At 69.0% G+C, this 12,095-nt stretch carries 10 protein-coding genes; 6 read left to right on the top strand and 4 right to left on the bottom strand.

Annotated features, from left to right (window positions below; translation table 11 throughout):
* The 3 genes from ACIRVH_RS37305 to ACIRVH_RS37315 all read left to right on the top strand — a co-directional run bounded on the left by ACIRVH_RS37305 (position 1) and on the right by ACIRVH_RS37315 (position 2,207).
* Positions 1–828, top strand: coding sequence for a carbohydrate ABC transporter permease (locus tag ACIRVH_RS37305; protein ID WP_386578907.1), 828 nt, complete (start codon positions 1–3; stop codon positions 826–828).
* Between the two features lie 137 nt (positions 829–965).
* Positions 966–1,673, top strand: coding sequence for a helix-turn-helix domain-containing protein (locus ACIRVH_RS37310; RefSeq protein ID WP_403963149.1), 708 nt, complete (start codon positions 966–968; stop codon positions 1,671–1,673).
* Between the two features lie 321 nt (positions 1,674–1,994).
* Positions 1,995–2,207, top strand: coding sequence for a hypothetical protein (locus tag ACIRVH_RS37315; protein WP_403963152.1), 213 nt, complete (start codon positions 1,995–1,997; stop codon positions 2,205–2,207).
* 451 nt (positions 2,208–2,658) lie between these two features.
* Here ACIRVH_RS37315 and ACIRVH_RS37320 read toward each other — a convergent pair whose 3' ends face one another.
* The gene (locus ACIRVH_RS37320) at positions 2,659–3,684 is read right to left on the bottom strand and encodes an ATP-dependent 6-phosphofructokinase (RefSeq protein ID WP_403963155.1); all 1,026 of its coding nucleotides are present in this window, start codon (positions 3,682–3,684) and stop codon (positions 2,659–2,661) included.
* Between the two features lie 212 nt (positions 3,685–3,896).
* On the opposite strand from ACIRVH_RS37320, the gene pta reads away from it, so the two are divergent.
* From pta to pyk, 3 genes are all read left to right on the top strand, one after another.
* On the top strand, positions 3,897–5,987 hold the full coding sequence (gene pta / locus ACIRVH_RS37325; RefSeq protein WP_403963159.1) for a phosphate acetyltransferase: 2,091 nt from the start codon (positions 3,897–3,899) through the stop codon (positions 5,985–5,987).
* Entirely contained in the window at positions 5,984–7,195 is a 1,212-nt protein-coding gene (locus tag ACIRVH_RS37330; RefSeq protein ID WP_403963163.1) for an acetate kinase, read from the top strand. Before pta ends, ACIRVH_RS37330 begins: the two co-directional genes overlap by 4 nt.
* A gap of 132 nt (positions 7,196–7,327) precedes the next feature.
* Complete coding sequence (pyk, locus tag ACIRVH_RS37335; RefSeq protein WP_403963166.1) at positions 7,328–8,755, top strand: pyruvate kinase; 1,428 nt, start codon at positions 7,328–7,330, stop codon at positions 8,753–8,755.
* 145 nt (positions 8,756–8,900) lie between these two features.
* On the opposite strand, the gene ACIRVH_RS37340 is transcribed toward pyk, so the two are convergent.
* From ACIRVH_RS37340 to ACIRVH_RS37350, 3 genes are all read right to left on the bottom strand, one after another.
* Positions 8,901–10,235 (bottom strand): hypothetical protein, encoded by a 1,335-nt coding sequence (locus ACIRVH_RS37340; RefSeq protein WP_403963168.1) that lies wholly within the window; start codon positions 10,233–10,235, stop codon positions 8,901–8,903.
* Positions 10,225–10,782: a DUF6114 domain-containing protein gene (locus ACIRVH_RS37345; protein WP_403963171.1), complete on the bottom strand. Its 558-nt coding sequence runs from the start codon at positions 10,780–10,782 to the stop codon at positions 10,225–10,227. The genes ACIRVH_RS37340 and ACIRVH_RS37345 overlap by 11 nt, the downstream gene beginning before the upstream one ends.
* A 119-nt stretch (positions 10,783–10,901) precedes the next feature.
* A complete protein-coding gene (locus ACIRVH_RS37350; RefSeq protein WP_403963174.1) occupies positions 10,902–11,549 on the bottom strand; it encodes a DUF6230 family protein in 648 nt (215 codons plus the stop codon).
* Positions 11,550–12,095 lie beyond the last annotated feature (546 nt).

Consider the following 12,095-nt stretch of genomic DNA (forward strand, 5'->3'; position numbering starts at 1 on the left):
ATGCCCCGACATCGTCCCTCGCGTCGCCTCGCCGCCGACGCCGGGCTGCTCGTCGTCGCCCTCGCCTTCGCGCTGCCGCTCGCCTGGGTGCTGCTGTCCTCCGTGGACCCGCACGCGGACTTGAAGGTCAAGGTGCCCGACGGGCTCACGCTCGGCAACTTCGACGCGATCCTCACCCCGGACATCACCTACACCCCGCTGCTCAACAGCCTGATCCTGTGCGGCGGGGCCACCGCGCTGACCGTCGTCTGCGCGGCCCTCGCCGCCTATCCGCTCTCCCGGTTCCGATCTCGGCTCAATCGGCCGTTCCTACTGACGATCCTGTTCGCGACGAGTCTGCCGATCACCGCGATCATGGTGCCGGTGTACGCGCTGTTCGTGCGGGTGAACCTGATCGACACCCTGCAGGGGACGATCTTCTTCTTCGCCGCCTCCCAACTCCCGTTCGCCATCTGGCTGATGAAGAACTTCATGGACGGGGTGCCGAAGGAGCTGGAGGAGGCGGCCTGGACGGACGGGGCGTCGTCGTTGCAGTCCCTCGTCCGGATCGTGCTGCCGTTGATGGGGCCGGGGCTGGCCGTCGTGACCGTCTTCTCGTTCGTGATGATGTGGGGAAACTTCTTCGTCCCCTTCATGCTCCTGCTCACCCCGGACCAGATGCCGGCCTCGGTCAGCATCAACGACTTCTTCGGCAACCGGGGCATGGTGGCGTACGGGCAGCTCGCCGCGTTCTCCGTGATCTACTCGACGCCGGTGATCCTTCTGTACGTGCTCGTGGCACGGCGGCTGGGGGGTGGCTTCGCACTCGGTGGCGCGGTCAAGGGATAGCGGGCAGGGGTGATCCGCCCGTTACCTACCGAACGGCCGGAACGTACCGAACGGCCGGAACCGTACGTTCCTACAACTAGTAATCCTGTCGGAACGGCCCGTAGTCACCGCCCCGGTGCGCCCCTAGCTTGTGCGGGGTGCGCCAACCCTCACCCCAACCCAACCTCTCGACTCCCCCGTTCAACGCCCCGGCCGCCCGCAGGCTCCGTGCCGCCCTCGGCATGGGGCCCGAGCACGTCGCCTACGGCATGCGGGCCTCGTACGGGCTGCCGTACGTCACACCCGACCTGGTGACCGCCTGGGAGCGCGGGATCGCCTCCCCCGGCAATCCCGAACTCACGGCCCTCGCGGGCGTGCTGTGGTGCTCTCCGGGTGAACTCATCGGCAGGCCTCGGACCCTGCGCGAGCACCGCGTCGCGCGTGGGATCGCGCCGGAGGACGTCGCCCGTGCCGTCGGCCTGGATCTGTCCGGGTATCTGCGGATGGAGGAGAGCGGGGCGTGGCAGGGCAACGAGCGCCAGTCGGCGGTGCTCGCGGAGGTGCTTCAGCTGGCCTTGCCCGACTTCGTGACCGTCACGGGCCGCGAGAGGAAGCTCGCCGAGCTGCTGCACAGCGCGGTGACCACCCGCTGGCAGGCCTATGTGCGCCCGGTGGCGAAGGTCGCGCCCCTGGACCGGGCAGTCCTGGAGGACGTGCTGCAGGAGCTGCACCAGGACTACCAGGGGCACATGGCCGCCACCCTCAGCTGGGGCGGCGGCAGCAGCGATGCCAGCGAGTCCGGCCAGGACTTCGTCGGCCGGATCGTGGAGATCTTCTGGACGGCCGTCGAGAACAGGAACGGCTGAGTGCGTCCGCAAACCATGCCCAGTCGGTCTTGAGCTTGTAGAGCACGGCGAGTTCCGACTGGTGATGACCTCGAGGGCTCTGTGGCAGGCGTCATCTCCGATCAACAACCGGCGCCCGGCAATCTGACCTGCCTTGGTGGCACGGAAGACGACGGTGTCGTTGCGATTACCGGCTCAGGAGGTCATGTTGGGCGGCCGCACAGCTATACGGAACTCGAATGCGTGACCTTTTCAGGAGGGTTTCGTTGATCGAGTGCTGGCACCGCGAGCGGGAACGTGCAGTGCCGCGCGGGCTGACCATTGCGCTGGGGAGGGGTGATCATGCAGGCTGCCCAGCCGCAGCGGAGGTCCCGGGGCAAGAACAAGGCTCGCATGTGGACCAAGCCGGACGACGGGATCGTATCGGTGATGGTGCTGCCGCTGGCCGTCACCGACCCCGCCGACCTGGCCCGGCTGGAAAAGCTGTTCGGCGCGATGTGGTCGATCAAGCGTGCCGTCCAGCACGACGCTCGCGCCAAGATCGGTGCGTACTGAGCCGCCAAGCATGAGCGCCACCGCACCGGGGGAAAGGCCGTGCGGCAGCGCCTCGGCCTGTCCCGGGAGGCACAAGTGCATCGCCTGCGGTCTCGTCGGCCGGCGCGACCTCGTGTCCGCCGCGCTCGCCGCCTTCGTGGACCTGACCGACCCCGACGACCCGAACACCGCGACCCTGGACAGGGCCCGGTCGCGGCACGCACAGATCATCTTCTCTGAAGGGCTGGAAGAAGCCCTGCGTGAGTCAACCACACCGCGCCAGAACACCCTTCGGGGTGCTGGTCGCGTGGCAGTCCCCCGCCAGCGGGTGACCTCTGCTCACCAAACCGCCGGACGGCGGGACCGAGCGACCCCGGATGAGCCGCGCCCCGTGCGCGACCACGCCGGAAAGCCCGGACCCCGCCCTGCGTGCAGTCCACAGCTCACCCTCTGGTGAATTGCGGATCAAGTCTCAGAAGACCGACTCCGCCTCGTCCATGCGGTCCTTCGGGACCGTCTTCAGCTCGGTGACCGCCTCCGCGAGCGGCACCATCCGGACGTCGGTGCCGCGGAGCGCGGTCATCTTGCCGAAGTCGCCGCGGTGTGCGGCCTCGACGGCGTGCCAGCCGAAGCGGGTGGCGAGGACGCGGTCGTACGCGGTCGGGACGCCGCCGCGCTGGACGTGGCCGAGGATGACCGGCTTGGCCTCCTTGCCGAGGCGTCGCTCCAGCTCGTAGGCGAGCGCGGTGCCGATGCCCAGGAAGCGCTCGTGGCCGTACTGGTCGATCTCGCCCTTGCCGTAGTCCATGGTGCCGTCGACGGGGTGGGCGCCCTCGGCGACGCAGACGACCGCGAACTTCTTGCCGCGGGAGAACCGCTCCTCGACCATCTTGATCAGGTCGGCGGGGTCGAAGGGGCGCTCGGGCAGGCAGATGCCGTGGGCGCCGGCGGCCATGCCGGACTCCAGGGCGATCCAGCCGGCATGCCGGCCCATGACCTCGACGACCATCACGCGCTGGTGGGACTCGGCCGTGGTCTTCAGGCGGTCCATGGCCTCGGTGGCGACGCCGACGGCGGTGTCGAAGCCGAAGGTGCGGTCCGTGGAGGAGATGTCGTTGTCGATGGTCTTGGGGACGCCGACGACCGGCAGGCCCGCGTCGGAGAGCATGCGGGCCGCGGTCAGCGTGCCCTCGCCGCCGATCGGGATCAGCGCGTCGATGCCGAACTCCTCGGCCATGTCGGTGGCGCGCTCGCAGGCCTCGCGCAGCCGGTCGCGCTCCAGGCGGGAGGAGCCGAGGATGGTGCCGCCGCGGGCCAGGATGCCGCTGACCGCGTCCAGGTCGAGGGTGCGGTAGTGGCGGTCGAGCAGACCCCGGTAGCCGTCCTCGAAGCCGATGACCTCGTCGCCGTACTGCGCCACCGCCCGGTGCACGACCGAACGGATCACGGCGTTCAGGCCGGGGCAGTCGCCGCCTGCGGTGAGAACTCCGATGCGCATCGTGCTGTGTCTCCTGCTCGCTTTCGGTGCCGGTGAGCCAGTGCCGATTCTTTCACGTCCGCCGGAGCAGTGAAGTCCTGACGGGCGCCTTATCCGGCACCGGGGGTATTGTCAAGAGGGTTCTGCTCACCTTGGTGGGCGATTTTTATGCCGTAGAACAAGACAGCACCGCCGAGACATCACCGACGAGCCACAGGGAACGGAGTGCACACGTGACGCGCAGCGTGTACGTGACCGGGATCGACCGCGGCGACGGCCGCCAGGTCGTGGAGCTGGGGGTCATGGAGCTCCTGACCCGGCAGGTCGACCGGGTGGGTGTGTTCCGCCCGCTCGTGCATGACCGGCCCGACCGGATGTTCGAGCTGCTGCGGTCGCGGTACCGCCTCTCCCAGGACCCGGCGACCGTCTACGGCATGGACTATCTGGAGGCGTCCGCGCTCCAGGCCGAACAGGGCACGGACGAGCTGGTCTCCGCGCTGGTCGACCGTTTCCACCTGGTGGCCCGGGACTACGACGTCGTCCTCGTCCTCGGCACCGACTTCGCCGACACCCAGCTGCCGGACGAGCTGTCGCTGAACGCCCGTCTCGCCAACGAGTTCGGCGCGTCCGTGATCCCGGTGGTCGGCGGCCGCAGGCAGACGGCCGAGTCCGTGCTGGCCGAGACCCGCAACGCCTACCGCGCGTACGACGGGCTGGGCTGCGACGTCCTCGCCATGGTCACCAACCGGGTGGCGCGTGAGGACCGCGACGCGATCGCCGAGCGGCTCGCGGACCGTCTGCCGGTGCCCTGCTACGTGGTGCCCGACGAGCCCGCGCTGTCCGCGCCGACCGTCGCGCAGATCGCCCAGACCCTCGGCGCCAAGGTGCTGCTCGGGGACGACTCCGGGCTCGCCCGGGACGCGCTGGGCTTCGTCTTCGGCGGTGCGATGCTGCCGAACTTCCTGGGTGCCCTGACCCCGGGCTGTCTGGTCGTGACCCCGGGCGACCGCGCCGATCTGGTCGTCGGCTCGCTGGCCGCGCACAGCGCCGGCACCCCGCCGATAGCCGGCGTGCTGCTCACGCTGGACGAGGTGCCGAGCGAGGGGATCCTCACGCTGGCCGCCCGGCTCGCCCCGGGCACCCCGGTGCTCTCGGTGTCCGGCACCAGTTTCCCCACCGCCGAGCACCTCTTCTCCCTGGAGGGGAAGATGACCGCGGCCACCCCGCGCAAGGCGGAGACCGCGCTCGGCCTGTTCGAGCGGTACGCCGACACCGCCGAGCTGGCCCGCCGGGTCTCGGCTCCGAGCAGCGACCGGGTCACCCCGATGATGTTCGAGCACAAGCTGCTCGAACAGGCCCGTTCCGACAGGCGACGGGTCGTTCTCCCGGAGGGCACCGAGGAGCGGGTGCTGCACGCGGCCGAGGTGCTGCTGCGCCGGGGTGTGTGCGACCTGACCCTGCTCGGCCCGGTCGACCGGATCCGCAAGAAGGCCGCCGACCTGGGCATCGACCTCGGCGACACCCAGCTGATCGACCCGGCCACCAGCGAGCTGCGCGACGCCTTCGCCGAGCAGTACGCCCTGCTGCGCGCCCACAAGGGCGTGACGGTGGAGCTGGCCTACGACGTCGTCTCCGACGCGAACTACTTCGGCACCCTGATGGTCCAGGAGGGGCTGGCCGACGGCATGGTGTCGGGCTCGGTGCACTCCACGGCGGCCACCATCCGGCCCGCTTTCGAGATCATCAAGACCAAGCCGGACTCCTCGATCGTGTCGTCCGTCTTCTTCATGTGCCTGGCCGACAAGGTGCTGGTCTACGGCGACTGCGCGGTCAACCCGGACCCGAACGCCGAGCAGCTGGCGGACATCGCCATCCAGTCGGCGGCCACGGCGGCGCAGTTCGGCGTGGAGCCGCGGATCGCGATGCTGTCGTACTCGACCGGTACGTCGGGCTCGGGCGCCGACGTCGACAAGGTGCGCGAGGCCACCGAGCTGGCGCGCTCGCGCCGGCCCGACCTGAAGATCGAGGGTCCGATCCAGTACGACGCCGCCGTCGAGCCGTCCATCGCCGCGACCAAGCTGCCGGACTCCGATGTCGCCGGGCAGGCCAGCGTGCTGATCTTCCCCGACCTCAACACCGGCAACAACACCTACAAGGCCGTGCAGCGCTCGGCCGGCGCGATCGCCGTCGGCCCGGTCCTGCAGGGCCTGCGCAAGCCGGTCAACGACCTGTCCCGCGGCGCACTCGTCCAGGACATCGTCTCCACCGTCGCCATCACGGCGATCCAGGCCCAGAACCCGAGCGAGAAGGCGTCCGAGCAGTGACCTCCCCGACCCGTGTCCTCGTCCTCAACTCCGGCTCCTCGTCGGTGAAGTACCAGCTGCTGGACATGCGGGACAGCAGCCGGCTGGCGGTGGGTCTGGTCGAGCGGATCGGCGAGCAGACCTCCCGGCTCAAGCACACCTGCCGCACCACGGGCGAGACCCGTGAGCACACCGGCCCGATCGCCGACCACGACGCGGCCCTCAAGGCGGTCGCCGAGGAGCTGGGCCGGGACGGCCTGGGCCTGGACTCGCCGGAACTGGCCGCGATCGGGCACCGGGTGGTGCACGGCGGCATGTTCTTCACCGAGCCCACCGTCATCGACGACGAGGTGCTCGCCGAGATCGAGCGGCTGATCCCCGTCGCGCCGCTGCACAACCCGGCCAACCTCACGGGAATCCGCACCGCGCAGGCGCTGCGCCCCGACCTGCCGCAGGTCGCGGTGTTCGACACGGCGTTCCACACGACGATGCCGGAGTCCGCGGCCCGCTACGCCATCGACCCGAAGATCGCGGACCGGCACCGCATCCGCCGCTACGGCTTCCACGGCACCTCGCACGCGTACGTCTCCCGCGAGACCGCGCGGCTGCTGGGCAAGGACCCGTCGGAGGTGAACGTGATCGTGCTGCACCTCGGCAACGGCGCCTCGGCGTCGGCGGTGGAGAAGGGCCGGTGCGTGGATACCTCCATGGGGCTGACGCCACTGGAGGGCCTCGTCATGGGTACGCGCTCCGGCGACCTGGATCCCGCCGTCATCTTCCATTTGGCGCGTGTTGGCGGAATGTCCATGGACGAGATCGACACTCTTCTCAACAAGAGGAGCGGTCTGTTCGGCCTGTGCGGGGACAATGACATGCGGGAGATCCGCCGCCGGATCGACGAGGGCGACGAAGAGGCCGCGCTCGCCTTCGACATTTACATTCACCGGCTCAAGAAGTACATCGGCGCCTATTGCGCGGTGCTCGGCCGGGTGGACGCGGTCGCGTTCACGGCGGGGGTCGGCGAGAACGCGGCGCCCGTGCGGGAGGCTGCGATCGCGGGCCTGGAGGGGCTCGGCCTGGCGGTCGACGGCGAGCTGAACGCCGTACGCGGCGACGAGCCGCGACTGATCTCGCCCGAGTCCGCGCGGGTCGCGGTCGCCGTGGTGCCGACCGACGAGGAACTGGAGATCGCCACGCAGACCTACGCACTGGTCGGAAAGAGCAGTTGAGCAAAAGGCAGTACAGCTGAGCAGTAGAACTGAGTAATACACGGCAGTAACACGCCTGAGCGCATGTCCGCCCATTTGTATCTTCCGCCAGACGGAATATTCCGCAGCGAAACAAACCGATAGGATCGCCCCATGCGCCGTTCGAAAATCGTCTGTACTCTCGGCCCCGCGGTCGACTCCCACGAGATGCTCGTCGCCATGATCGAGGCGGGTATGAATGTGGCCCGCTTCAACTTCAGCCACGGCACCCACACCGAGCACCAGGCGCGGTACGACCGCGTCCGTGCGGCTTCGAAGGAGACCGGCCGGGCCATCGGTGTCCTCGCCGACCTGCAGGGCCCGAAGATCCGCCTGGAGACCTTCGCCGAGGGTCCGGTCGAGCTGGAGCGCGGTGACGAGTTCGTCATCACGACCGAGGACGTGCCGGGTGACAAGCACATCTGCGGTACGACGTACAAGGGGCTGCCGGGCGACGTCTCGCGCGGTGACCAGGTCCTCATCAACGACGGCAACGTCGAGCTGAAGGTCCTGGACGTCGAGGGTCCGCGGGTGCGGACGATCGTCATCGAGGGCGGTGTCGTCTCCGACCACAAGGGCATCAACCTGCCCGGCGCGGCGGTCAACGTCCCGGCGCTGTCCGAGAAGGACATCGAGGACCTGCGCTTCGCCCTCCGCATGGGCTGCGACATGGTCGCGCTGTCCTTCGTCCGCGACGCCAAGGACGTGCAGGACGTCCACCGCGTGATGGACGAGGAGGGCCACCGGGTCCCGGTGATCGCCAAGGTGGAGAAGCCGCAGGCGGTCGAGAACATGGAGGACGTCGTCCTGGCGTTCGACGGTGTGATGGTCGCCCGTGGTGACCTCGCCGTCGAGTACCCGCTGGAGAAGGTCCCGATGGTGCAGAAGCGCCTGGTGGAGTTGTGCCGGCGCAACGCCAAGCCGGTGATCGTGGCGACCCAGATGATGGAGTCGATGATCACCAACTCCCGGCCGACCCGCGCCGAGGCCTCCGACGTGGCCAACGCGATCCTGGACGGTGCCGACGCGGTCATGCTGTCGGCGGAGTCCTCGGTGGGCGCCTACCCGGTCGAGACGGTCAAGACGATGTCGAAGATCGTCACCGCGGCCGAGCAGGAGCTGCTCTCCAAGGGCCTGCAGCCCCTGGTCCCCGGCAAGAAGCCGCGCACCCAGGGTGGTTCGGTCGCCCGCGCGGCCTGCGAGATCGCCGACTTCCTCGGCGGCAAGGGGCTGATCGCCTTCACCCAGTCCGGCGACACCGCCCGCCGCCTGTCCCGCTACCGCGCGGCCCAGCCGATCCTCGCCTTCACCACCGACGAGGGCACCCGCAACCAGCTGACCCTCAGCTGGGGCGTGGAGCCCCACGTCGTGCCCTTCGTCAACACCACCGACGAGATGGTGGACATGGTCGACCAGGAGCTGGCCAAGCTCGGCCGCTTCAACCCCGCCGACACGGTCATCATCACCGCCGGCTCGCCCCCCGGCGTCCCCGGCACCACCAACATGGTCCGGGTCCACCACGTGGGCGGCGAGACCAAGTAACGCTCCCCGCAAGGACCTTGTACGACAGTGAGGGCGCCCCCTGCCACAGGGGGCGCCCTCACTGTCGTACAAGGCCGTGGCCCGGTCCTCCACAAGTGGAGGACCGGGCCACGGCGTGCGGCTCCCGAACGGGTCGAGTGGGTGCTCAGTCGCTGGTGTACACGTGCATGCCGGGCACGTGGAGGTCGCCACCGAACTGGGCTGCCTGCGTCACCTTCACGTTGGTGAAGTAGATCAGCGGGATGTTGAGCGGCGGCGGGCTGTCGGGGCTGAACGTCACCGGGATCAGGCCGAACAGGTTGCCCGAGATGCTCTGGGTGTACATCACGGTGTCGCCGTTGCGGATGGTGGACGTCGAGCCCTTCTCGGCCTGCACGTGGTAGACCTTGCCGGACTGCTTGTCGTTGACCGTCTGGTGCAGGTCACCGATGTCGGTCCCGCCGGAGATGACGTACTTCAGCACCTTCTTCGTGGTGCCGTTGGCCGTCTTCACCTCGACGATGCCCTGGTAGTCGGCGCCCTTCAGCAGCAGCGAACTGGCGTTCAGGTACCAGGGGTCGTCCGCCACCGGCACCTTGTTGTCGACACCGCTGACGTCGTCGGTGGCCGCCGGACAGTCGGCCGAGGACGTCGAGGAGCTCGCGGAGGGGCTGGGCGTGGCCGACGCGGCCGCGTCCTTGACCGCCTGGGTGGTGTCCGCGGCCGTCTTGGAGACCGTGTCGGTGGTGTTCTTCACCGTGTCCGTGACCGTCTCGGCGGCCTTGGTCGCGGTGTCCTTGACGGTGTCGGCGGTGCTGCCCTTGTCCGAGGTGCCGGACGAGGACGACGTGGCCGGCGACGACGACTCGGACGCGGACGGCGTCGGGCTCGCGGACGTACCGGAGTCCTTCGTGCCACCGGTGAGGACGTCACCGATGTCACCGATCGTGTCGCCGATGGTGTCCAGGATGGTGCCACCGCTGCTCTGCGACGCCGACGGGGTCGGCGTGGCCGTGCTGCCGCCACCGGAGCCCGAGGAGCCGGAGTCCGAACCCGAGCCGGAGGTCGCCGTCGGCGTGGGCGTGGCCTGGTCGCCGGAACCTGAATCCGACGAAGAGGTCGTGCCCGTCGTCTTGCTGTCCTGGGTCGCGGCGGACGCCGTGGGGGTCGGCGTGGCCGTGGCGGTGGACTCGCTCGCGGACGGCGACGGCGAGGCCGAGGCGTCCTTGGAGCCGTCCAGCGCCGCGACACAGTCCTTGTAGTCCGCGGCCTTCTGGCTGTTGGACGTCGACGGCGTGGTGCCGTTGTCGGCGAGGGCCAGGGTCGAGGTGAAACCCATGCCCACGATGACCGCCGTGGGCATCGCCACGGAGGCGATCGCCTTGCCGCCCGGCATATGGAACCTGGTGAACAGCGGCCTCTTGGGTGCCGCGTGGCGTGGCCCGGTTCTCGCGCGGGACCCGTCCACGTCGGTCCCGTGGGCCACCTCGTCAGCCGGCACTGTGCCTCCCGTTCGCCTCGTTGGCCGGGCTCGTCCCTGACAGGTCGTACGACTCGCTCACCTCGTCCGCGGCCTGCGACGGCAGCGGTGCGGCTTCGGGGGCTGCGCCCTCAGCCGGGCCGGGCCCGGCCGGCGGCTCCGGCTGCGGCTCCGCGCCCGGCACCCACGCCACGGCCATCGCTCCGCCGACGAGGGCGAGCAGGAAGCCCATGATGAAGCCACCGAAGTTGGAGACGGGGAGCGACACGAGCGCCAGCAGGATCGCGGCGACTCCCGCGAACGTCCGTACGTGCTTCTGGAACCAGAGGCTGACGCCCAGCACGATGAGCAGCACACCGATGATCAGGGAGCCAGCGCCCGCCGTGGTCGCCATCGCCAGCGTCAGGTGACCAAGCTGGAGGTGGAAGTACGGGAAGTACATGATCGGAAGACCGCTGAGCAGGACGTACAGCCCGGCCCAGAACGGACGGGCGCCCCGCCATGCGCGGAACTGCAGCCTCCGGTGGGTGAACTGGCCGGGTTCGGCGGCAGGAGTCTCGGCGCTCATGGAAAACAGCTCCCTGGTGCGGCGTTGCTGTGGTGGTGATGTGTGCCGCGCGTGAAGACGCGGCCGGAGTGCGGGTCGGGCGGGGGCGCCGTCGGCTCCCCCGCCCGATCACCGAGTGCCTAGTAGCACTCGATTCCCTTGCCGTCGCCCTGGTGCAGCGACATGTGCAGACCACTGAGCTTGAAGGTGCCGGCGGTGGTGGCCCACGCCGTCTGCTGCACGTTGGTCAGGTCCGCCGAGTCCGCCTGCTGGGCGAAGCCGAACGGGTTGGCCTGCTCACCGTTGCCCTTCATGCCCGGACCCTTGCTGGCGTCCTTGGCGGCCACACCGATGTCGATGCCGTTGAAGGTCGCATCGGCCTTCAGGTCGTCAACATCGATGTAGAGGTTGTGGGCCTGGACCTTGTCGTGGCCCGCGCCGCCAGCCTCCAGACGGAGGGTGACCGACCCGAGGAACGGCACGTTCGGGGTAACCACGGACTGGCACATGTTGGTGATCGTGGCGTCGTTGAACGACGAGACGGCGACCGCGTGGGCCGTCTTCTTCCCGTCGAGCGTGTAGCCGCCGTCGACCGCCCCGTACTGGGCGAAGCCCTCACCGTGGAGGGTGTCGGCCGTCACCTTGAACTGCTGACCCGAAACGCTGAACGAAGCTGCGAGAGCGCCCTGCGCGAGGGCGACACCTATCGCGGCCGTAGCGGCGACGCTGGGCACCATGACCACAGCGAAGCGCTTCCATCTGGTCCCGCCACGCACCTGGGACTCCATATTTCCTCCTTCTCGGACGTACATCTCCTGGCCCGGACTCGCCCCAGTCGGCGGCTCAGCCAGGCAGGGATGGGAGAAGTGCTACGTCCTCGGGAAGGAGAGCGCCTGTACCCGGAGGCGCGAACTGCGCCCGAATCACCGGCGATCACCCCCGAGCGACAACCACTGGTCGCGCCTGACACACATCACGCACAACCTCTGGACAGGCTTCGCGGTGAGGCGAAGACCCCCCTGCCCTAGAGCCGGCGCCACTGCCGCCGGCTCTGCTCGGTGGGGACCCAGAGTCTCCCGTGACCCAACCGGCTGTCGGGGTGCGGGAATGGACCGAGCGTCGCCGATCGTGGTGCATTCTCGCGCCGGGCACAAGGGGGTTCGTTACTCGCTAGTAACGGCCGGATAACCGAAGAACGACCCGCCGGTCTCGGAAGGCCACCCTGGGTGGCACCAGAGGGCGGAGCAATGCCATTTATTTCAGGACAAAACCAGACAGGTCAAAGGCCCTGATTTACTGCGAGTAACAGCGGCCGCGATTACCAAGATTTGGTA

Origin of the sequence: Streptomyces sp. NPDC101165 (assembly GCF_044768135.1) — a bacterium.
Classification (GTDB): domain Bacteria; phylum Actinomycetota; class Actinomycetes; order Streptomycetales; family Streptomycetaceae; genus Streptomyces.